This window comes from Micromonospora phaseoli (assembly GCF_900109115.1).
GTDB lineage: Bacteria > Actinomycetota > Actinomycetes > Mycobacteriales > Micromonosporaceae > Micromonospora > Micromonospora phaseoli.
On sequence record NZ_FNYV01000001.1, the window covers coordinates 848,042 to 870,013 of the forward strand.

Annotated in this window: 19 protein-coding genes; 9 read left to right on the forward strand and 10 right to left on the reverse strand. The window is 71.5% G+C overall.

Features of this window, described 5'->3' with window-relative positions; genetic code table 11:
• Positions 1-119: 119 nt before the first annotated feature.
• From BMY89_RS03940 to BMY89_RS03955, 4 genes are all read right to left on the reverse strand, one after another.
• Complete coding sequence (locus BMY89_RS03940; protein ID WP_092374839.1) at positions 120-2,069, reverse strand: M48 family metallopeptidase; 1,950 nt, start codon at positions 2,067-2,069, stop codon at positions 120-122.
• Between the two features lie 10 nt (positions 2,070-2,079).
• Positions 2,080-2,676, reverse strand: a complete 597-nt coding sequence (locus tag BMY89_RS03945) for a LemA family protein (RefSeq protein WP_198413952.1) — start codon at positions 2,674-2,676, stop codon at positions 2,080-2,082.
• Positions 2,677-2,830: 154 nt separating this feature from the next.
• Positions 2,831-3,775, reverse strand: coding sequence for a permease prefix domain 1-containing protein (locus BMY89_RS03950; RefSeq protein WP_092374842.1), 945 nt, complete (start codon positions 3,773-3,775; stop codon positions 2,831-2,833).
• Positions 3,772-4,113: a PadR family transcriptional regulator gene (locus BMY89_RS03955; protein WP_092374845.1), complete on the reverse strand. Its 342-nt coding sequence runs from the start codon at positions 4,111-4,113 to the stop codon at positions 3,772-3,774. Before BMY89_RS03955 ends, BMY89_RS03950 begins: the two co-directional genes overlap by 4 nt.
• A gap of 139 nt (positions 4,114-4,252) precedes the next feature.
• On the opposite strand from BMY89_RS03955, the gene BMY89_RS03960 reads away from it, so the two are divergent.
• Both BMY89_RS03960 and BMY89_RS03965 read left to right on the forward strand, forming a co-directional pair.
• Positions 4,253-4,870 carry an acyl-CoA-like ligand-binding transcription factor gene (locus BMY89_RS03960; protein WP_092374847.1) on the forward strand — a complete coding sequence of 206 codons (618 nt, stop codon included), beginning with the start codon at positions 4,253-4,255 and terminating at the stop codon, positions 4,868-4,870.
• 56 nt (positions 4,871-4,926) lie between these two features.
• Positions 4,927-6,507, forward strand: a complete 1,581-nt coding sequence (locus tag BMY89_RS03965) for an MDR family MFS transporter (RefSeq protein WP_092374849.1) — start codon at positions 4,927-4,929, stop codon at positions 6,505-6,507.
• 87 nt (positions 6,508-6,594) lie between these two features.
• Here the strand turns inward: BMY89_RS03965 and BMY89_RS03970 are convergent, their stop codons facing one another.
• Complete coding sequence (locus BMY89_RS03970; RefSeq protein ID WP_092374851.1) at positions 6,595-7,260, reverse strand: hypothetical protein; 666 nt, start codon at positions 7,258-7,260, stop codon at positions 6,595-6,597.
• Positions 7,261-7,553: 293 nt separating this feature from the next.
• Between BMY89_RS03970 and BMY89_RS03975 the strand changes: the two genes are divergently transcribed.
• Complete coding sequence (locus BMY89_RS03975) at positions 7,554-8,939, forward strand: serine/threonine-protein kinase (RefSeq protein WP_092374853.1); 1,386 nt, start codon at positions 7,554-7,556, stop codon at positions 8,937-8,939.
• A 4-nt stretch (positions 8,940-8,943) separates the two neighbouring features.
• Here the strand turns inward: BMY89_RS03975 and BMY89_RS30790 are convergent, their stop codons facing one another.
• Entirely contained in the window at positions 8,944-9,222 is a 279-nt protein-coding gene (locus tag BMY89_RS30790) for a hypothetical protein (protein ID WP_232521037.1), read from the reverse strand.
• Between BMY89_RS30790 and BMY89_RS30795 the strand changes: the two genes are divergently transcribed.
• A complete protein-coding gene (locus BMY89_RS30795; protein WP_232521038.1) occupies positions 9,215-9,514 on the forward strand; it encodes a hypothetical protein in 300 nt (99 codons plus the stop codon). The genes BMY89_RS30790 and BMY89_RS30795 overlap by 8 nt on opposite strands.
• Here BMY89_RS30795 and BMY89_RS03985 read toward each other — a convergent pair.
• On the reverse strand, positions 9,497-10,039 hold the full coding sequence (locus tag BMY89_RS03985) for an RNA polymerase sigma factor (protein ID WP_092374855.1): 543 nt from the start codon (positions 10,037-10,039) through the stop codon (positions 9,497-9,499). The genes BMY89_RS30795 and BMY89_RS03985 overlap by 18 nt on opposite strands.
• A gap of 209 nt (positions 10,040-10,248) precedes the next feature.
• On the opposite strand from BMY89_RS03985, the gene dnaE reads away from it, so the two are divergent.
• Entirely contained in the window at positions 10,249-13,782 is a 3,534-nt protein-coding gene (gene dnaE / locus BMY89_RS03990) for a DNA polymerase III subunit alpha (protein WP_092374857.1), read from the forward strand.
• 235 nt (positions 13,783-14,017) lie between these two features.
• On the forward strand, positions 14,018-15,055 hold the full coding sequence (locus tag BMY89_RS03995) for an aminotransferase class V-fold PLP-dependent enzyme (protein WP_092374859.1): 1,038 nt from the start codon (positions 14,018-14,020) through the stop codon (positions 15,053-15,055).
• Positions 15,056-15,223: 168 nt separating this feature from the next.
• Here the strand turns inward: BMY89_RS03995 and BMY89_RS04000 are convergent, their stop codons facing one another.
• Positions 15,224-16,081, reverse strand: coding sequence for an SPFH domain-containing protein (locus BMY89_RS04000; protein WP_092374861.1), 858 nt, complete (start codon positions 16,079-16,081; stop codon positions 15,224-15,226).
• Positions 16,082-16,222: 141 nt separating this feature from the next.
• Here BMY89_RS04000 and BMY89_RS04005 point away from each other — a divergent pair, with 141 nt between their 5' ends.
• From BMY89_RS04005 to BMY89_RS04015, 3 genes are all read left to right on the forward strand, one after another.
• Positions 16,223-16,834: a transcriptional regulator gene (locus tag BMY89_RS04005; RefSeq protein WP_232521039.1), complete on the forward strand. Its 612-nt coding sequence runs from the start codon at positions 16,223-16,225 to the stop codon at positions 16,832-16,834.
• 132 nt (positions 16,835-16,966) lie between these two features.
• Positions 16,967-18,544 (forward strand): MFS transporter, encoded by a 1,578-nt coding sequence (locus BMY89_RS04010; protein ID WP_092374863.1) that lies wholly within the window; start codon positions 16,967-16,969, stop codon positions 18,542-18,544.
• A 4-nt stretch (positions 18,545-18,548) separates the two neighbouring features.
• The gene (locus BMY89_RS04015) at positions 18,549-19,148 is read left to right on the forward strand and encodes a TetR/AcrR family transcriptional regulator (protein ID WP_092375578.1); all 600 of its coding nucleotides are present in this window, start codon (positions 18,549-18,551) and stop codon (positions 19,146-19,148) included.
• Between the two features lie 52 nt (positions 19,149-19,200).
• On the opposite strand, the gene BMY89_RS04020 is transcribed toward BMY89_RS04015, so the two are convergent.
• Both BMY89_RS04020 and BMY89_RS04025 read right to left on the reverse strand, forming a co-directional pair.
• The gene (locus BMY89_RS04020; protein WP_092375575.1) at positions 19,201-21,108 is read right to left on the reverse strand and encodes a helix-turn-helix domain-containing protein; all 1,908 of its coding nucleotides are present in this window, start codon (positions 21,106-21,108) and stop codon (positions 19,201-19,203) included.
• A gap of 11 nt (positions 21,109-21,119) precedes the next feature.
• Positions 21,120-21,902: a 3-hydroxybutyrate dehydrogenase gene (locus BMY89_RS04025; protein ID WP_092374865.1), complete on the reverse strand. Its 783-nt coding sequence runs from the start codon at positions 21,900-21,902 to the stop codon at positions 21,120-21,122.
• Between the last annotated feature and the right edge of the window lie 70 nt (positions 21,903-21,972).

Consider the following 21,972-nt stretch of genomic DNA (forward strand, 5'->3'; position numbering starts at 1 on the left):
CTCTGTCGCTGGCCGATGCAACACCCGGCTCAGCGGCTATCGCGTGGGTTGAAGCAGGGCAAAGAGCACGGTGGATCAGGTCATCGGGCCCCTTGTCGTTACCACCAGTGAACGGGTGGTCAGCCGGTGCCGCCGCCGGCCATCGGCGGCAGCGGGCAGTGCAGCAGACCGCAGATGGTACGCAGCAGCTCGATCTCGGGCACGGTCATCATCCCGTCGTGGCTGATCACCGCGACGGTGGCCGCCACCAGCCGCTCCTTGTCGGCGGGGCGCAGCCCGTCCAGCACCGGCCAGGCGGTCTCCAGGGCCAGCACGCCGTTCTCCGGGGGCGCGTAGGGCAGGTTCGTGCCGGGCAGCAGCGTGGCGACTCCGGCCTGGAAGGCCTGTTCGGCGGCGGACCGTTCGGCGTGCCCGACCTGGGCGAGGATGGCCAGCAGGTGGGCCGCGGCCGAGCGGGAGTCGGTGAGGGTGCGCCGGTCGGGTCGCCAGCGGGAGTCCGGCCGCAGTGACTCCTCCAGCTCGGCCAGCAGCAGCCGGGACAGGCAGTACTCGGAGACGTTGATCGCGCCGTCGGCGTGGATCAGCGTGAAGACGGCCGCGAGCAGCGACTCCACCTCCGCGTCCGGGCGGTCGCGCAGGGCCGGGAAGGCCAGTTCGGCCAGCGGCAGCCGGAGCATCGGGTGCAGCCCGGCCAGCGTCTCCGCCTCCCGTACGGCGGCGTCGGCCAGCTCCCGGCCGTGCCGCTCCGTCAGGGCGGCGTACTGCTGCTGGCGGACCGGTGGTTCGGCGCTGAGCAGCAGGCCGAGCAGGAGCGGCCCGGCCGAGTCCCGGCGGCGGGCCCGGTCGAGCAGCGGGTCCGGGATCCGGTCGATGATGGCCGCCGCGTGGGTGTACGCGGTCTCGGTCGGTGCGGCCACCCGACCCAGCACCTCGGTCGGCGCGACGCGTACCCGGGTGCCCTCCACCGGCAACTGCGGCGCGGCCCCGCGATCCTGACCGGCCGCCGGCCCGGCCGGTGCCAGGCCGAGCGCGACGTCCTCCTGCCTACCCGAGGGCGGTGCGGCCGACCAACGCTGGGCCAGTTGCCGCAGCTCGGCTGGGTCGAAGGACGGCTCCAGCGCCCGGATCCGGTCGGTCAGCGGGGGGTGGGTGGCGAACCACGACGTCCGGGCCGCCTCGCCGAAGAGCATGTGCCCCACCTCGTCGCGCTTCGGCGACTTCAGCTCGGACCCGTCGGTCAGGCCGCCGATCTTCTTCAGCGCCCCGGCGATGCCGCTGGTCTGGCGGGTGTACTGCACGGCCGAGGCGTCAGCGAGGTACTCCCGCTGCCGGGACACCGACGCCTGGATGAGCCGCCCGGCGAGGACGCCCACGTAACCGGCCACCAGCAGGGCCAGGCCCACCAACGCCAGCGGGGCGGCGCTGCTGCTGTTGTCGCGCGACCGGCCGCCGCCGATGACGCCGGCACGGGCCAGCCCTCGGCCGATCACGGTCAGGAACAGGATGCCGAACAGCAGGCCCATCAGTCGGATGTTGAGCCGCATGTCGCCGTTGACGACGTGGCTGAACTCGTGGGCGATGACCCCCTGGAGTTCGTCGCGGTTGAGCCGCTGCAACGCGCCCCGGGTGACCGCGACGGCGGCGTCCGACGTGCTCCAACCGGCGGCGAAGGCGTTGATCGCCGTCTCCTCCGGCAGGATGTAGACCTCCGGGACGGGTACGCCGGAGGCCAGCGCCATCTCCTCGACGACGTTGCGCAACCGGCGCAGCTCTGGGTCGGTGGTGTCTGTCGGCACCGGCACCCCGCCCAGCTCGCGGGCCACCTTCCCACCGCCGCCGCGCAACGCGAGCGTACGCACCAGGGCGGCCAGCCCGATCGCGGCGACCGTGGCGATGGTGACCATGACGACGAACCCGGCGAGTTGTCCGGGATCGGCGGAGGTGGCGTTGAACGCGAACACCGCCGCGAGGTTCACCACCACCACGATGCCGACCACGGCCAGCACGAACAGCAGCACCAGCCGGGTCGACAGCCGGCGCACCTGGCGCTGGCGTTCGAAGAAGTTCATCGGTACCCGATCAGAACGAGACCTGCGGGGCCTGACGCTGCTGCGGGTCGTCCGGCTGGAACAGCTCCGCCGGCCCGAAGGAGAACATCTTCGCCACCGCGCTGGACGGGAACACCTCGCGCTTGTTGTTGTAGGCCATCACCGCGTCGTTGTACGCCTGCCGGGCGAAGGCGACCCGGTTCTCCGTCGAGGTCAGCTCCTCCGACAGCTGCATCATGTTCTGGTTGGCCTTGAGGTCCGGGTACGCCTCGGAGAGTGCGAAGAGCCGGCCCAGGCTGGCGGTGAGCATGTTCTCCGCGCCGCTGAGCTGCTGCATCGCGGCCGGGTCGCCGGGAGTCGCCGCGGCGGTGGCCTGCGCGTTGACGGCGGCGTTGCGGGCGTTGATCACCGCCTCCAGCGTCTCCCGCTCGTGCTTGAGGTAGCCCTTGGCGGTCTCGACCAGGTTGGGGATGAGGTCGTGCCGCCGGACGAGCTGCACGTCGATCTGGGCGAAGGCGTTGCGGAAGGCGTTGCGGGCCCGGACCAGCCCGTTGTAGATCGAGACGCCGAAGCCGAGCACCGCCACGACGATCAACGCCAGACATGCCAATCCGATGATCAGTTCCACGGGCGCTCCCTCGGTACGCGTCGGTTCTGCCACTGATCATCGTACGTTCGCTGGTCCAGGGCTACCGCTGCTCGGTGGTGGACCGCCGTCGAAGGGCATGGACAGACGTCGCGGGCGGGACGCCGGTGCGTCCCGCCCACGCCATCTGCGAGGCTCAGCGAGCGGCCCGGTGCGCCTTGACCGCGCTGTCGACGACGTCCCAGATCGCGATGGCGACGATCACCACGACGCTGATCCGGGTGATCGTGTCGAGGCCGCCCTCGCGCAGCCAGGCGAACTGGCCGACGAACTCCGGGTTGAGCAGCCGGTCGTTGATCAGCAGCCAGACCACCGGCACCGCGTACGCCAGGTTGAGTACGGCGTTGACGCCGACCAGCCACCAGGTCCACCGCCGGGCGCGGTACTTGGCGATCTCCAGCCCGATGCTGGCGACCAGGACGACGAGCAGCAGCGGCAGCCAGAAGGTCCAGAGCGCCGGGTCGAGGATCGGCAGACGCCCACCATCCGGCCCGACCACGGACTGGAACTGCTGCCACGGCAGGAAGACGATGAACAGGCCCAGGAAGACGATCGAGGCGCACACGTCGGTGAGGCTGACATCCCGCTCGACGGGCCCTTCGGGAAGTTGGTCGACGCTCCACTCCGGCAGGTTCAGCGGGGTGCCCAGCCGTTCCATCACCGCGAAGACGAACGTCACCCAGAAGCCGATCTGCACCGCGACGTTGAACGTCGCGACGACACCGTCGCCGATGGCGCCGGCCGGGTTGTCGACCACGGTGGCCTGAATCACGGCCACCAGCACCCCGACGATTGCCGGGACGGTGCTGAGCAGCACGATCAGCAGCCGTTGCCAGGCCAGGTAGTACTGCGGGCCGATGAGCTGGAGCCGCCGGTCGGTGTATCGGGCCGCCAACTTCGCAGGGTTGCCCAGCTCGGTGAGCACCGCACGTTCGGCCGTCGCGGCGTCGATCCCCTCGGCGGTCCGGCCGTCGACCATGTCCTCGATCGAGGCACGCAGCTCGGTGGCGATCTCCTCGCGCCGCCCGGTCGGCACGGAGCGCAGCGTCGCGGCGAGGTAGCGGTCGGTCAGAGAGGTCACTGGGGGTCTCCTTCGATCATGGTGGCCAGGGAGTGCTGCACCGTGGCCAGGTCGTCGAGCAGCCGGCGCAGCACCTGCTCGCCGGCGTCGCTGGTGCGGTAGAACTTGCGGGGCCGGCTCTCCTCGGTGTTCCACTCGCTGGTCAGGAGCCCCTGCTCCTCAAGCCGGCGCAGCAGGGGATAGAGGGTGTTGGCGTCGACCGGGAAGCCGTGTCCGCTGAGCCGTTGCAGCAGCGCGTAGCCGTAGCCGGGTTGGCGCAGGGCGACCAGGCTGGCCATCACCACCGTGCCCCGGCGTAGCTCCTGGAGGTGTGTCCGTAGGACGTCGTCGCTGACCATGCTTCACACCATAGTGTGTATCACACACCATTGTCCACAGCCCAATAGTGTTCATTGCCCGACGTCGTGTCGACCGGAGCGTTTCGTGTCACAAAATAAAACTTTGCAGAGGCTGCATCTTTAGCTCTACAGTTCTGCCGTGACCAGGGACGATCCGACACCGCTGGGCCGGCGGGACCGCAAGAAGCGGCAGACCCGCGCCGCGCTCGCCACCGCCGCCCTGCGACTGGTCGCCGAACGCGGACTCGACCAGGTGACCGTCGAGGAGATCAGCGAAGCGGCCGACGTCTCCGCGCGCACGTTCTTCAACTACTTCCCGACCAAGGACGACGCCCTGGTCGGCGACCCCGAGGCCGACCGGGACAGAGCGCTGCGGGCCCTCGCCGCCGTACCCCCGGAACAACCCGCGCTGGAGGCGCTCCGGCGTGCCTTCACCGAGGTCGTCGACGAGGTGCAGGGCGACGCCGAGCTGTGGCTGCTGCGGATGCGGGTGGTGGTGCAGCACCCCGTGCTGCTGGCTCGGCTGGTCTCCGGCAACGCGGTCACCGAACAGGCCCTGGTCTCCGCCGTCGCCGCGCGTACCGGGCTGCCACCCGACGACGCGTACCCCGCTCTCGTCGTGGCGGTCGCCGGCGCAGCCCTGCGTACCTCGATGATCCGGTGGGCGACCTGCGACGGCGCCGGCTCCCTGGCCGCGCTGCTCGACGAGGCGTTCGCCGCCGTCGCCGCCGGCCTGCCCGACCCCCGCACGAGCTGACCACCCACCCTGGCGCGACCGCGCCGAGGGCAGCACCACGCGTGAGGAAGCGTTTCATGACCACTTCGACCGAGCCGCTCGACCCGCCCGCGGCGGCGACCGACCGGATGTCCCGCCGGGAGATCCTCCAAGCCCTGTCGGGGCTGATGGTGGGCATGTTCGTGGCGATTCTCGCCTCGACGGTGGTGGCGAACGCGCTGCCCCGCATCATCGCCGACCTCAACGGCAGCCAGACCGTCTACACCTGGATCGTCACCACCGAACTGCTGGCGATGACCGCCACCGTGCCGCTGTGGGGCAAGATGGCCGACCTCTACAGCAAGAAGCTGCTGATCCAGCTCTCCCTCGGCCTGTTCGTGATCGGCTCGCTGATCGCCGGCCTCACCCCGAACGTCGAGGTGCTGCTGGTCAGCCGGGTGGTGCAGGGCATCGGCGCCGGCGGCATGACCGCCCTGGCGATGATCGTGATGGCGGCGATGATCCCGCCGCGAGAGCTGGGCCGCTACGCCGGCATCTTCGGCGCCGTCTTCGGGGTCGGCACCATCGCCGGTCCGCTCATCGGCGGTGTCCTGGTCGACACCTCCTGGTTGGGCTGGCGCTGGTGCTTCCTGATCGGGGTGCCGTTCAGCATCCTGTCCATCGTGCTGCTCCAGCGCACCCTGCACCTGCCGGTCATCCGCCGCAGGGTACGCATCGACTGGCTCGGCGCGGCGCTGATCACCGCCGGGGTCTCCACCCTGCTGGTCTGGTCGTCGCTGGCCGGTCACCGGTTCGCCTGGGCCTCCGGCTGGACCGTGCTGATGGTCGTCGGCGGACTGGCGCTGCTGGTGGCGGCCGTCTGGGTCGAGGCGCGGGTGCCCGAGCCGATCATCCCGCTGCAGATCTTCCGCAGCCGTACCGTGGCGTTGACCACCGTGGCCAGCATGCTGGTGGGCGTCGCCCTGTTCGGCGGCACGGTGTTCCTGTCCCAGTACTTCCAGACCTCGCTGGGCAAGTCGCCGACCGTCGCCGGCCTGATGAGCCTGCCGATGATCCTCGGCCTGCTGGTCTCCTCCACGGTCGCCGGGCAGCTCATCACGAAGTACGGCCGCTGGAAGGTGTACCTGGTGGCCGGGGCCGCCGTGATGACCGTCGGCATGCTGCTGCTGGCGACCATCGACGCCGGCACCCCGCTGCCGCTGCTCTTCACCTACATGGCGGTGCTCGGCACCGGCGTCGGCATGCTCATGCAGAACCTGGTGCTGGCGGCGCAGAACGACGTGCCCGCCCACGAGTTGGGGGCCGCCACCTCCGTGCTGACCTTCTTCCGCAGCATGGGTGGCGCGGTCGGGGTGAGCGTCCTGGGCGCGGTGCTGGCCAACCGGGTGACCAGCCTGATGACCGAGCGGCTCGGGCCGGCCGCCGGAGCCACCGGCGGCGGCACCACCGAGGTACCCGACCTGGCCGCGTTGCCCGAGCCGGTGCTGCGCGTCGTGCAGGACGCGTACGCCACCGCAACCTCTGAGCTGTTCCTGATCGGCGCGCCGATCGCCTTCCTCGCTCTGGTCGCGGTGCTGTTCATCCGGGAGAAGCCGCTGCACACCGTCAGCGGCGACGAGCGGGCCCGCCAGGAGGCGACCCTGCCGACCGCCCACTGACAGATCCGATGGCGGGGCGTCCGGCTCTCCGGGCGCCCCGCGTCGTCGTTTCGGCGCGGCCGGTGGCTCACCCGGCCGCGCTCCTGTTCAGCAGCTGCCGCCGTGGCGGAATCCGCGTTCCACGAAGGCCGCCGTGCCGACCTGGAAGGCACCGACCCCGGGCCGGATCGGGTGCCCGGTGAACAGCTCCACCCGCGGTCCCACCCGCACCAGGTACCCGCTGGCGGTGCCCGTGTCGTTCCGGATCAACTCGCCGCGCGGTCCGTAGATCGTCTCCAACTCGGTGAAGTTCATCCCGACGCCCGCACCGGCGGGGGAGTAGGGCGGCGCGGTGGCGGTGGAGACCTCGACCAGCCGGCCGTGCCGGAAGGCCAGCAGGATGACGCCCGCCCAGGGGCCGGTCACGCCGGTCCGGACCACCCCGTCGCAGGTTGCCACGGACCAGTCGATCAGTCCGGCCGCGGTGAGCCGGTCGAGGCGGGCACCGATCCGGAACGGACCGGCACCCAGCACGCTCAACAACTGGGTGTCAGCCGATGTCACGCCGACCGGGCCGGCCGATCGGCCACCGAACCGACCAGGGTGCGCGGCGCCGGTGGTGCCGACGGCGTCGGCTTTGACGTCGGCGGTGCCGGCGGGCGGGTGTCCGACCACCACCGACGGGATCGGCAACGCTACGGGCGCAGCGTTGGCCGGGGCGGCCTCAACGAGGGCCAGGACAGTCGCGACAGCGACGTACGCGAGACGGTGCACAGAAATCGCCTCCTCGGCATCGAGTTCCTACTCCATTCGTCTCCGCACCCACCCCTCCGGTTCACCACTTCCCCACCCCACCCCCGCCCCCACCCCCACTCCCTGTCAGCGTCGATCATGCAGTTGTGGTCGCCGAACTGTGCAGAAATGTCCTTTATGGAAGGACCAAAACTGCATGATCGACGAGGTGGGGTGGGGTTGCTGTGGGGGTGGGGGAGAGGGAGGGTGGCGGAGGGAGGGAGGGGTGGCGGGGTGGGGGGTGGGGACGGGGCGGGGAGGGAGGGGTGGGGCGGGTGGGTGGGCCGGAGTGGATCGGGGTGCACCGGGTGGAGCGATTGCTCGGTGTGGGGTCGTTCGCGACCGTCTGGCTGGCGTACGACCAGGTGCTGGACACCCGAGTCGCGATCAAGGTGTTGGCGGAGAACTGGCACCACGACGTACGGGTCCGGGAACGTTTCCTGGACGAGGCCCGGCTGCTGCGTCGGATGGAGGACGAGCGGCTGGTCCGGGTACGCCTGGTGGGGGAGTTGGCCGACGGCCGGCCGTACACGGTGCTGGACTGGGCCGACGGGGGCAGCCTGCGGGAGCGGTTGGCGGCCGGGCCGCTACCGGTGCGGGCTGCCCTGATCCTGCTTGCCGAGATCGCCGCCGGGGTGGCCGTGCTGCACCGGCACCGGGTGGTGCACCGTGACCTGACGCCCGGCAACATCCTGTTCCGCTCCACTCCCGACGGCGAGCGGGTACTCATCGCCGACCTCGGTCTGGCCAAGGCGCTCGCCGTCGCCTCGGGGCTGACCATGCGCGCCGGCACCCCCGGCTACATGGCGCCCGAGCAGGACGACCCACTCGCGATCGTGACCGAGCGAGCCGACGTGTACGCACTCGGCCGGCTCGGCCTGCGGCTGCTCGCGGAGCCGGTCGCCGATTCCGTACGCCGGGCCGCTGGCGGTTCCCGGGCAGGAAGGGCGTCCGCGCTGCGGGCCGGCGTCCCGTCGACCGTGGCCGCGGTGCTGCATCGGGCCACCGCGACCCGGCCAGACGACCGCTACCCCGACGCCGCCGCCTTCCGCACGGCCCTGTTGAGAGCAGCTGAGCAGGCCCGGGGTTCGGTGGTGGTGGGTACCGGGCGGTCCCAGCCGGCTGGGCGGCGTCGGCCGTGGCTACGTGTGGCCGTGCTGACGGTGGTCCTGGTGGCGGTGGCCGGCGTCGTGGCGGCGGACACGGCAACGCCGAGCGGTACGGCGACCAGCGGCCCGGTCGGCGTCGTGCTGCCGGCCGGTTGGCGGGCGGCCGGCACCGGCTGGGCTGGGCGGTACGACGCATCCGGTCGGCTCGAACCGGCTCTGGTGATCTCGCCGGAGCCGCGTCGGTGGGCCACCGACCCGGGTGTGCCGGGTGCCTTCCTCGGGTTGTCGGCCTCGACCGCACGCCACATCGACCCGGAGGGGTTCGTCGCCGAGCAGCCGCACGCCGACTGCACTCCCGCACCGGTGCGGCGGGCGCGGCGGGGCGGCCTGGACTGGGTCATCGCCCGCTTCGACTGCCCGCAGGGGCGCCCGGTGCTGGTCGAGGCCGCCGCCCTGGCCGCCGGCGGCCTGCTCTACGCGCAGGTCGTGCCCCCACGCGGGGCAGGCGACGAGTTCGTCGACCGGCTGCTCGACGGGGTGCGGGTGGGATAGCCGGTCACCGCACCACCACCGTGATCACATGGGTGTCCGGCTCACGTGGGATGAACACGTCCACCGTGCCGGTACGGACGAACCGCAGATCGACCACGCCGGCCTCGTAGTGGCTGTCCACCAGTTCCTCCCGGTCGACGGTCACCTCACCCGGACCGATGTTCCGGATCCGCAGCACCCCGCCGGTGGCGAAGCAGAGCGACGACGGCATCGGGCCGGGGTCGGTCAACACCAACTCGTACCGGACCGCCCCGAGGCAGACCTCGGACGAGGTGGTGGGCACGGGGGTAGGGGTGCTCCGGCGGGTGGCCGGGGTCCGAGGCGCCGGCGGCGGAGCGGGCGGTGGTCTGCTCGGTTCGGCCGTCGCCGAGGGGGGCGACACGGAGGAGGGCAGGACCGAGGAGGGCGGGACCGAGGAGGGCGGGACCGGCGGCGCGGTGGAGGGGGCGGGCGGGCGTACCGGCAGCGGCGCGACGGGATCCTGGGCGCAACCGGCGGCACCCGCCACGAGCACGACGGCCAGCGCCAGCGTCGCCGGACGGCGCCGGCCGACCGGGTCAGCCGTCACCGGTTAGCCGGTGCCGGACCTGCCGGCGGGCCTCATGGATCCGGGACTTCACCGTGCCCTCCGGCAGGTCGAGCAGTTCGGCGATCTCGCGGTAGCCCAGGTCGAGCACGTCGCGCAGGGCGAGCGCCTCGGCCAACTCGGGACGGATCGCGTCGAGCGCCTCCAGCAGGTCCAGCCGGGTGCCGGCGACCACGCTGGTACGACGCGGATCGGGCCGGTCCGGCAGCGGCACCCCGCCGGCCTCCACCAGCCACCGCCGCCGCAGCACCCGGTACGTCGATCGGGCCCGGTTGGCGGTGATCCGGTAGAGCCAGGTGTGGAACGACGAGCGGCCCTGGAACCGGTGGATGCCCCGGGCGACCGCGAGCAACGCGTCCTGGCAGGCCTCCTCCGCGTCCTCCCGGTTGGGTAGCAGCCGGCCGCACAGCCGCAGCACCTCCGGGCGGATCGCCGCCAGCAACGCACCGAGAGCATCCGCGTCGCCACGCGCCGCCGCGCCGGCCAGGTCCTCGATTCCGTCCGCGAGGGTCATCGCGCCGTCCCGTGCTCGCCGGTGTTGCGGTGCGCGTTCAGGCTACGCCGGCCCGGCCGGCGCTGTCCGGCCCGAGTCCGTGAGCGGACACGACCGACATGATCCAGACCACCTCGCCGGCACCGCCGCGCGGCACGCTGGAGCCCTCTCGGCGGCGGGGTTAGGGTTAGCCCGACCGATTCGATCAGCTGACCCGGGGGGCCTGGAGCATGGGCGATTCGTTCGCGCATCTGCACGTGCACACGGAGTACTCGATGCTCGACGGAGCAGCCCGGCTCAAGGATCTGTTCGCCGAGGTCAAGCGGCAGGGGATGCCGGCCGTGGCGATGACCGACCACGGCAACATGCACGGCGCGAACGACTTCTACAAGCAGGCGATGGCCGCCGGGGTCACCCCGATCCTGGGCATCGAGGCGTACGTGGCGCCGGAGTCACGGTTCCACAAGCAGCGGGTGCGCTGGGGTCGGCCGGAACAGAAGAGCGACGACGTCTCCGGCAGCGGCGGCTACACCCACAAGACGATCTGGGCGCGCAACAAGACCGGCCTGCACAACCTCTTCACGCTGACCTCGAAGGCGTACACCGAGGGTTATTTCGTCAAGTGGCCCCGGATGGACGCCGAGCTGCTCGCCGAGTACGCCGACGGCCTGATGGCGACCACCGGCTGCCCCTCCGGCGAGGTGCAGACCCGGCTGCGGCTCGGCCACGACGCGCAGGCGCTCGAAGCCGCGGCGAAGTACCAGGACATCTTCGGCAAGGAGAACTACTTCCTGGAGTTGATGGACCACGGCCTGGACATCGAGAAGCGGGTCCGGGACGGGCTGCTGGAGATCGGCCGCAAGCTGGCCATCCCGCCGGTGGTGACCAACGACTCGCACTACACCCACGAGGCGCAGTCCGAGGCGCACGACGTGCTGCTCTGCGTGCAGACCGGCAGCAATGTGGCCGACCCGAACCGCTTCAAGTTCGGCGGCAGCGGCTACTACATCAAGTCCGCCGACGAGATGCGCGGCGTGGACCGCTCCGACGCCTGGCTGGAGGGCTGCCGCAACACCCTGCTGGTGGCCGAGCGGGTCGACCCGGCCGGGATGTTCGAGTTCCACAACCTGATGCCGCGGTTCCCGGTCCCCGACGGGGAGACCGAGGAGTCCTGGTTCCGTAAGGAGACCTTCGCCGGGCTGGGCCGCCGCTACCCGCAGGGCATCCCCGAGGGCCACGTGGTGCAGGCCGAGTACGAGCTGGGCGTCATCATCCAGATGGGCTTCCCGTCGTACTTCCTCGTGGTCGCCGACTTCATCCAGTGGGCCAAGAACCAGGGCATCGCGGTCGGTCCCGGCCGTGGCTCGGCCGCCGGCTCACTTGTCGCGTACGCGTTGGGCATCACCGACCTGGACCCGATCCCGCACGGGCTGATCTTCGAACGGTTCCTCAACCCCGAGCGGGTCTCGATGCCGGATGTCGACATCGACTTCGACGAGCGCCGACGCGGTGAGGTGATCAAGTACGTCACCGACAAGTGGGGCGAGGACAAGGTCGCGCAGATCGCCACCTTCGGCACCATCAAGGCCAAGGCCGCGATCAAGGACTCGGCCCGGGTGCTCGGCTACCCGTACGCGGTGGGTGACCGGATCACCAAGGCCATGCCGCCGGCGGTGATGGGCAAGGACATCCCCCTCGAAGGCATCTTCGACCCGAAGCATCCCCGGTACGCCGAGGCCGGCGAGATCCGGGGCATGTACGAGGCGGAGGCCGACGTCAAGAAGGTCATCGACACCGCCCGCGGCATCGAGGGGCTGATCCGGCAGACCGGCGTGCACGCCGCCGGGGTCATCATGTCCGCCGAGCCGATCATCGAGCACATCCCGCTGATGCGGCGAGACTCCGACGGGGTGATCATCACCCAGTTCGACTACCCGACGTGCGAGTCGCTCGGGCTGTTGAAGATGGACTTCCTCGGCCTGCGCAACCTGACCATCATCGACGACGCGGTGAAGAACATCCAGCTCAACCACGGCAAGCAGCTGGACCTGCTGGGCTTGCCGCTGGACGACAAGCCCGCGTACGAGCTGCTGTCCCGGGGCGACACCCTGGGCGTCTTCCAGCTCGACGGCGGGCCGATGCGGTCGCTGCTGCGAATGATGAAGCCGGACAACTTCGAGGACATCTCCGCCGTCCTGGCGCTGTACCGCCCCGGTCCGATGGGTGTGGATTCGCACACCAACTACGCGCTGCGCAAGAACGGGCTCCAGGAGATCACCCCGATCCACCCGAAGTTGGAGGAGCCGCTCCAGGAGATCCTCGCCCCCACCTACGGCCTGATCGTCTACCAGGAGCAGGTGCAGCGCGCCGCGCAGATCCTCGCCGGGTACACCCTCGGCCAGGCCGACCTGCTGCGCCGGGCGATGGGCAAGAAGAAGAAGGAGATCCTGGACAAGGAGTTCATCCCGTTCCGGGACGGCTGTCGCGAGCGCGGCTACCCGGACGACGCGATCCAGGCGGTCTGGGACGTGCTGGTCCCGTTCGCCGGGTACGCCTTCAACAAGGCGCACTCCGCGGCGTACGGGCTGGTGTCGTACTGGACGGCCTACCTGAAGGCGCACTACCCGGCCGAGTACATGGCGGCGCTGCTCACCTCCGTCGGTGACGACAAGGACAAGATGGCCATGTACCTGTCGGAGTGCCGGCGGATGGGCATCCAGGTGCTGCCGCCGGACGTGAACACCTCGGCCGGGCCGTTCACCCCGGTCGGCAAGGAGATCCGCTTCGGTCTCGGCGCGATCCGCAACGTCGGCGCGAACGTGGTCGCGTCGATCATGCGCTGCCGCGAGGAGAAGGGCGAGTACGCCGACTTCTACGACTTCCTGTCCAAGGTGGACGCGGTGGTCTGCAACAAGAAGACCATCGAATCGCTGATCAAGGCCGGGGCCTTCGACTCGCTCAAGCATCCCCGTAAGGGCCTGCTCACCGTGCACGCCGACGCCATCGACGCGTACGCCGACGTCAAGCGCAAGGAGGCCGTCGGGCAGTACGACCTGTTCGGGGCGGGCTTCGGTGACACCGAGACGGCGACCAGCACCACCGTCATGCCGACCATCGTCGACGGCGAGTGGGACAAGCGCGACAAGCTCGCCTTCGAACGAGAGATGCTCGGCCTGTACGTCTCCGACCATCCGCTGTTCGGCCTGGAGCACATCCTCGGCGCGGCGGCCGACACCACCATCGCCGCTCTCTCCGAGGAGGGCACCGTGCCCGACGGCGCGGTGGTCACCCTCGCCGGCATCCTCTCCGGCGTGCAGCGGCGGGTCACCAAACAGGGCCGGGCGTGGGCCTCGGCGACCCTGGAGGACCTCGCCGGCGGGGTGGAGACGCTGTTCTTCCCGAACACCTACGAGGTGATCGGCCAGTACATCGCCGAGGACGCGATCGTCGTGGTCAAGGGCCGGGTCGACCGCCGCGACGACACCCCACGCATCATGGCGATGGACATGTCCCTGCCGGATGTCAGCACCAGCACGACGAACAAGCCGGTGACCCTCACCATCCCGGTGACCCGCTGCACCCCACCGCTGGTGGCCAGGCTCAAGGAGACCCTGGTGCTGCACCCCGGCGACGCCGAGGTGCACGTCAAGCTGCTCAACGGCGGCCGGAGCGCCACCTGGCGGCTCAGCCCGGTCCGGGTGGCGGCCACCACCGCCCTGATGGCCGACCTGAAAAGCGTCCTAGGCCCAACCAACGTCACCTGACCCCCCCCACCCCACCCCCACCCCCGCCGCACGACCCCCACCCCCGCCGTACGCGATCATGCAGTTGTGGTTGTCGCTATGCCAGATAAGTTCGCTTTGTCAGGTGCCATAGCTGCATGATCGACGGGACGAGGGCGCGGGGCGGGGCGGGTGGGGTGGGGTGGAACATGGGGTGGGGGCCAGAGGGGCGGGATTGGCGCTTAGGGGTTGCCGTGGGGACGGCTAGCGTCGGGGCGTGGAACTGGAACAGGCGCAGAAGCTGTGGCAACCGCAGCCGGGGTGGCTGAACACCGCCAGCTACGGGCTGCCGCCGGACCCAGGCTGGGACGCGCTGCAGGAGGCGCTGGCCGACTGGCGGGCGGGCCAGGGGTCGTGGGAGAGCTGGGGTGCGGCGACCGACCGGTGTCGGACGGCGTTCGCTCAACTGGTCGGGGTGCCGGTGGCCGACGTCGCGGTCGGCGGTACCGTCTCGCAGCTGCTGGCACCGGTAGCCGCCGCGCTGCCCGCCGGTGCGCGAGTGGTCGTGCCCGAGGTCGAGTTCACCTCCAACCTCTTTCCCTGGCTCGTGCAGGAGGCTCGGGGAGTCCAGGTGCGTACCGTGCCGCTGGCCGAACTGGCCGCCTCGGTCGACGCCGACACCGACCTGGTGGCGTTCAGCCTGGTGCAGTCCGCCGACGGCGCGGTGGCCGCGTACGACGACATCGTCGCGGCGGCCCGGGCCCACGACGCGCTCGTCGCGGTCGACGCCACCCAGGCGTGCGGCTGGCTGCCGTTCGAGGCGGCCCGCGCCGACGTGGTCGTGGCCGGCGGATACAAGTGGCTGATGGGCCCCCGGGGTACCGGATTCGCCTACCTCGCCCCCACGCTGCGGGACCGGCTGCGGCCGGACGCCGCCGGCTGGTACGCGGGCCACGACCCGCACTCCTCCTACTACGGCCCGCCGCTGCGGCTCGCCGAGGACGCCCGACGGTTCGACATCTCACCGGCCTGGTTCAGCTGGGTCGGCGCCGCCCCGGCGCTGGAGCTGCTGCTGGAGATCGGCGTGCCCGCGGTGCGTGCGTACGACGTTGCGCTGGCCAACCGGTTCCTCACCGGGTTGGGGCAGCCACCCGGAGACAGCGCGATCGTCACCGTCGAGGTACCCGACGCGCAGGAGAAGCTGGAACGGGCCGGGATCCGCGCGGCGGTGCGGGCCGGCCGGGTCCGTGCTTCCTTCCATCTCTACTCCACCACCGAGGACGTCGACCTGGCCCTCGACGCGCTAACCCCCTGACCGCGCTGCCCGCCCCGCACCGGACGGCTCGCCGGTGCGGGGCGGGCGGCGCTTCCGTGACCGTCGATCTAGGGCCCATCGTCGTTGCTGGAGATCGACTGACAGCTCTTTTCCCTAGATCGACGCGGGCGGGGGTGGGCGCGACGCGGGCCGTGGTGCCGGCGGCACTCACTTGCCGGTGACGATGCCCGGGTTGATGCACAGGCCCGGGGTGGCACCGTGCTTGTCGGCGATCTCCAGGCAGCGGGTCACCTTGTCCACCGTGGCGTTGGTCTCGGTGATCTGCTTCTGGATCTCGGCGTTGAGGCGGTCCTGTTCGAGGTTGCGGGTCTGGGCGAGCTTGTCCTGGAACGCCTTGATGTTGCCCTCGGTCTTGTCGTCGTGGTTGACCCGGGTGATCGTGACCGACAGGATCTGGACGTCGTCGGCCAGCCGGCCCTCGGCGTTGGACTTGATGCTCTCTGCGAAAGGCTTGAGGTCGACGTTCAGGTTGCCGGTCTTCGAGTCGATGCGCTCCAACGGGTTGTAGGCGGCGAAGGCGTCGTTCACCGCGCTGTCGAGCTGGACGCCGACCCGCTGTCCCCGGAAGCTCTCGAAGTCGCCCTTGTAGTCCATGAACTGCTTCGGGGCGTTCTCGGGCTGGACCTGCCACTCGACCAGCACCTCCACGCACGCGTCGGCCAGGGTGCCGGTACGCACCCGCACGCAATGCTCGCTGCCGATGTGGTCGTACTTCTGCCGCCCGGCGTCCCACTCGCCGACCCGCTGCCACGGCGTGACCCACTTCAGGCCGGAACCGGTGACCTCACCCGTCGGCTTGCCGAAGCTGGTGACGATGCCGACCGAGCGGATCGGTACCGAGTGCGCGCTCGACGCGATGGCGAGGACGACCGTACCGGCCAGGGCGCCGATCGCCGTCAGGACGCCGATCTGCCGCACCTGACGTTGCGAGCTGAGCAGGGTGACGGCGAGGGCGATCGCCGCGATGACGGCGGTGACGATCGCCAGGATGAAGCCGAAGGGCATGACGGGGACCTTTCCGGGGCTGCCGTGCTGAGTTGATCATCAACCTAGCCGCCCGGGTCAAGGCCGGTCGGCGAGCGCATCCGAGACGCGGCGTCCCGACGAATCCCTCGGTGGAGAGCCATCCATCCGGGAGGAGGTCTGGTGTCCGGGGAACCGATGCCGGCGGAGGTCGTACAGATCGCGCGCAAGCGCCTCGCGACCGCCGCCGAGGAGTTCGACGGCGGCCGGGTCGCCGCGCTGGTCGTCGAGATGGCCGAGGACTGGGGAGTCGTGCGGCTGTGGGACGGCGTCTGCGTACCGGTGCTCGCCGCGCTGACCGGGCGGACCGCCGCCGGGATCGCCGTCGAACGCGTCCTGTCCGAAGGCGTCCGAGCCGGACTCGACGTGTTCCGCCGCGAGCCCGCCGGCAACCTTGTCGCCGACGGCGTGCTGCTGGCCGGGGCGGAGCAGGAGGAACACTGTCTCGGCCTGCACGCGCTCGCCGCCGCGTTGCGGGAACGACGCCGCGGCTGCCTGCTGTTCGGGCCGGCGCTGCCGTGGCCGGCGCTGGCGCGCGCCGTCCACCGGGCGCGTCCGCACACCGTCGCGGTCTGGTCCCAGTCGCCGGTGACCGGCCGGTCGTACCGCATCGGGCGCTTCGCCCGGGACTTCCCGGCGGTCCGGGTGTACGGCGCCGGGCCCGGCTGGGTCGACCCGCTCACCCCGCCGGCAAGGCGTCTCAACTCCCTCTCCGCCGCCGTCGCCGTGATGTAAGGAAGGCCGCGCCGGTCGCCGCCGCGCACGAGTGGCGGGGGTCACACTCGATACGGATCGGTACCGTATCGTAAATGCCCTAGGCTCAGGGGCGATGCGGACGGGACCGTATCGAAACCCGGGGGGCCGGAGATGCAACCGAACGAGAACACCGGACATCCGAGGAGGTGGGCGATCCTCGGGGTGCTGGTGATCAGCCTGCTCGTGGTCGTCCTCGACAACACCATCCTCAACGTCGCGCTGCGTACGCTCGCCGACCCGGTGCACGGGCTCGGGGCGAGCCAGGGCGAGCTGGAGTGGTCGATCAACTCCTACACGCTGGTCTTCGCCGGGCTGCTGTTCACCTTCGGCGTACTGGGGGACCGGGCCGGCCGACGTCGGATGCTGCTGATCGGGCTCGCGCTCTTCGGCCTGGCATCGCTGCTGTCGGCGTACGCGCAGACTCCCGGCCAGCTGATCGCGGCCCGCGCGCTGATGGGCATCGGCGGTGCGGCCATCATGCCGGCGACCCTGTCGATCATCTCCACGGTCTTCGACCCTCGCGAGCGAGCGCGGGCCATCGGGATCTGGGCCGGCGCGGTGGGCCTGGCGGTGGCGATCGGGCCGGTCCTCGGTGGTCTGCTGCTGGAGCACTACTGGTGGGGCTCGGTCTTCCTGATCAACGTGCCGGTCGTGGCGCTCGGCGTGGCCCTGGTGGCGCTGCTGGTGCCCGAGTCGCGGGACCCCGAACCGGGCCGCATCGACGCGTTCGGTGTGCTGCTCTCGGTGGTCGGTCTGGTCGCCCTCACCTACGGCATCATCGACGGCGGCGAGCACGGCTTCGGTCGGCCCCTGGTCTGGGCCTCGATCGTCGGCGGCGTCGCGGTGCTGGCCTGGTTCGTCGTGCACGAGCGGCGCAGCAGCCACCCGTCGCTGGACGTCCGGCTGTTCCGGGTGCCCCGCTTCGCCGCCCCGGTGGCGATGATCGGGCTGGTCTTCTTCGCCGCGATGGGCGTGATGTTCTTCAGCTCGTTCTACCTGCAACTGGTGCGCGGCTACAGCCCGCTCGAGACCGGCCTGCTCTTCCTGCCCTTCGCGGTCGCCCAACTCGTCTTCGCCCCGCGCAGCGCCACCATGGTCCGCCGGTACGGCGCCCGGGCGGTGTCGGCGGTGGGTTTGGTGCTGACCTCGCTGGCGCTGGGCGCGTTCGCCTTCGTCGACGCCGCCACGCCCATCTGGGTGGTGCTGGTCGCCTTCTTCCTGCAGGGCGTCGGGATGGCCAACATCATGCCGCCGGCCACCGAATCGATCATGTCGGCGTTGCCGCGGGAGAAGGCCGGCGTGGGCTCCGCGGTCAGCAACACCATCCGGCAGGTGGCCGCCGCGCTCGGCGTCGCGGTGATCGGCTCGGTGCTGGCCGCGGGCTACCGCAGTGGGATCGAACCGGCCCTGGCGGAGCTGCCGCCGGCGGCCGGCGAGGCGGCCGGTGAGTCCATCGCGGGCGCGTACGCCGCAGCCGGTCAGCTCGGTCCGGCGGGCCCGCAACTGGTCGCGGCGGCCAACGAGTCCTTCGTCTCGGCCATGCACCTGGCGGCGACGCTGGCCGCGCTGGTCGCCGCGGCCGGCATTCTGGTGGCCCTGCGCTGGATGCCGGGCCGGTCCGGGGCCGGGGCGCCGGCACCGATCGGCGAACCCGAGTTGGCCGGTGCCGCGCCGGGTCAGGGACAATGAGGACATGAGTAGCACGGCGGACGCTCCACGACCGCCCGGGCGGCCACGGAGCGTCCGCGCGGACGAGGCGATCATCGAGGCCACCCTGGATCTCCTCGCGGAGGGCAGCACCATCGAGGCGATCTCGGTCGAGGCGATCGCCGCGCGGGCCGGGGTCGGCAAGGCCACGATCTACCGCCGCTGGTCGGGCAAGGACGTGCTGCTGCGCGACGCGCTGCGCACGCTCAAGGGCAACGTGCCACAGCCGGCCGGGCGATCCGTCCGCGACGACCTGATCACGCTGGTCGGCGCGGTCGGGCACGCCATCGACCCCCGGGCAGAACGGATCATGCCCTGCCTGGTGCCCGAGGTGAACCGCAGTCCCGAGCACCACGCGCTCTACCAGAACATCATCGAGCCGCGCCGGACGGTGATGCGGGAGGTCCTGCAACGCGGCGTACGCGACGGCGAACTCCGCGCGGACCTCGACATCGACGTGACCATGGCGATGCTCACCGGTCCGATGCTCATCCAGCGGGTGATGCGCTGGCATCCCGACCTCGACGAGACCACGCTCGCCGAGAAGATCGTGGACGGTGTGCTCGGCGGTATCCGCGCCGACTGACCGCCGTCGGAGCGCTCACCGTCGTCCGGGCGCTCACCGTCGTGCGGGCGGTTCAGTCGGGGTCACGCAGGCGGTGCAGCCGCAACGCGAGCTGCACCTCCAGGGCCCGCTCGGGCTGCTGCCAGTCGCCGCCGAGCAGCTGACCGACCCGCTCCAGTCGCTGGGTCACCGTGTTGACGTGCACGTGCAGCTGCTCGGCGGCGCGGGCCAGGCTGCCGCCCACCCCGAAGTACGCCTCCAGCGTCCGCACCAGCGCGGTGCCCCGCCGGGCGTCGTAGTCGATCACCGGGCCGACGGTCGCGGTGAGGAACCGGCTGACGTCGGCGTCACCGCCGTTGTCGACGGCCCCCAGCAGCAGTCCGACGAAGCCCAGCTCGGCGGCGCTCGCCCCCTGCCCGGCCCGGCCCAGCGCGCCGAGCGCGGTCAGGCAGCGGTCGGCCTCCCGGAAGGCGGTGGCCAGCGACGCCGGGCCGGCGGACGGACCGCTCGCTCCCGCGGTCACCGGCTTGCCGGTGATCCGGGACAGGTCACGGGCCACCGCGCGGGCACTGCCGCCGGCATCCTGGCCGGGCAGCATCAGCGCCACCCGACCGTCGCGCGCCGCGGCCAGCCCGCCCCTGGTCGAGGCGTACGTGGTGGCCCAGGAGAGCACCCGCTGCCGAGCCGAGCCGGTCGCCGCGATGGCGTCGTCGCCGACGGTCACCAGCACGTGCGGTGCGTCCAGGTCCACACCGAGGCGACGGGCCCGGCTGCGCAGCGCGTCGATGTCGCGCAGCGGCCGGGCGATGAGGTCGTCGAGCAACTCGCCCCGGACCCGGCCCTCCGCCTCGGCGACGGTACGCCGGAACAACAGCAGCAACGCGGTCACCAGCGCGGCCCGCTCCAGGATCCGCTGGTCGGCGTCGGCCAGCTCCTCCTCGGGACGCAGCACCAGTACGCCCAGGTTCTCCGCCCCGGCCACCACGGCGGCGTACCACAGCGCGCCCCGGCGCACGCTTCGTCCCTCGGTCCGCGACGCCGCCACCGCCTCGACGATGTCCGTCCGGAGCGGCTCGTCGATCTCGCCGACCCGGGCCAGCCGCCGACCGTCGGCGTCGAGCGCCAGCAGCGCGCCGCCGAGCACCTCGGTGACCGCCGCCGCCACGTCCTCCACCCCACCGCCGCGCAGCACCAGCGCGGTCATCCGGTCGTGGGCCGCCGCGGCGCGCTCCACCGAGCTGCTGTGCGCGCGGATGGTGGTGTTGGCCGACGACAGCTCCTCCAGCGCCGAGCGGGTCTCGGCCAGCAGCCGTGCGGTGTCGATCGCCACCGCGGCGTGCGCGGCCAGCGAGAGCAGCAGCGCCACCTCCTCGCGGGCGAACGGCCGGGCCGAGCGGTTCGCCGCGTAGAGCACGCCGATGCTGGTGGAGCCGAGCCGCAGCGGCACCCCGAGGATGGCCACCAGACCCTCCTCGCCCACCCCGGCGTCGATCTCCCGGGTGTGGTGGAAGCGCTCGTCCTGCGGATAGTTCGCGGTGACGTACGGGGCGCCCGACTGGGCCACCAGGCCGCCGAGGCCGGCACCCATCGGCAGCCGCAGCCGCTGGAACCGGGCGGAGACCGAGCCGTCGGTCACCCGCATGTAGGTGTCGCCGCGCTCGGCGTCGTCGAGCGTCATGTAGGCGACGTCGGCGCCGAGCAGGTGTCGGGCCCGGTGCACGATCGCCCGCAGCACGTCGTCCAGGTCGCGCAGCCCGGCCAGGTCACTGACCGTGTCGTACAGGCCGGACAGCTCGCTCTCCCGGCGGCGGCGGCGCTCCAGCAGCGCGCGGACCCGCAGCGCCACCGTCTTGGCCTGCTCCAGTTCGGCGATCCGGTCGGCGGGCAGCCCGGCCGAGCGGGCGGCGACCAGCGGGCCCTCGAACTCGACCGCGGCAGCCTCCCGGGCGAGCAGTTCCAGGAACTCCACCGGCGACGACATGCGGGTGGACACTAGTTCGCCGTCCAGCCCCCGTCGAGTGCTATCGAGGCGCCGGTGAGGAAGGCCGCCGGCGGTGAGCAGAGGTAGGCCAGCAGCTCCGCGACCTCCTCGGGCTCGATCAGTCGCTTGATCGCCGCCCGGGCCAGCATGATCTTCTCGATCACCTCGGTCTCCGGGATGCCGTGGGTGGCCGCCTGGTCGGCGATCTGGCTCTCCACCAGCGCGGTACGCACGTACGCCGGGTTGATGCAGTTGGCGGTGACCCCGTGTGCCGCCCCCTCCAGCGCCACCACCTTGGACAGCCCCTCCAGGGCGTGTTTCGCCGACACGTACGCCGCCTTGTACGGCGAGGCGCGCAGTCCGTGTACCGAGGAGATGTTGACGATCCGGCCCCAGCCGCGGGCGTACATGTGCGGCAGCGCCCGCCGGATCACCAGGAAGGGCGCCTCCACCATCACCCGCTGGATGTACTCGAAGCGTTCGACGGGAAAGTCCTGCAGCGGGGCGACGTGTTGCAGGCCGGCGTTGTTGACCACGATGTCCACGTCCGCGTCGAGCCGGTCCACCGCCTCGGGGTCGGCGAGGTCCACCTCCTCGGCCCGCCCGCCTGCCTCGGCGGCCACCAGCTTTGCCGCCTCGACGTTGCGGTCGACCACCAGGACGGTGGCGCCGGCGGCGGCCAGCCGTAGCGCGCAGGCCCGGCCGATGCCGCCGCCCCCGCCCGTCACGAGGGCGGTACGACCGGCGAGGTCGACGTTCACGACGTGGGGGACCGCCACGGGTTCTGCCGTCATGGCGCATGAAGTTACGAGCTGTGTGGCCGGGCGCACATGGCGTCGTGGCACATACTCCCGCCGCGCTGTG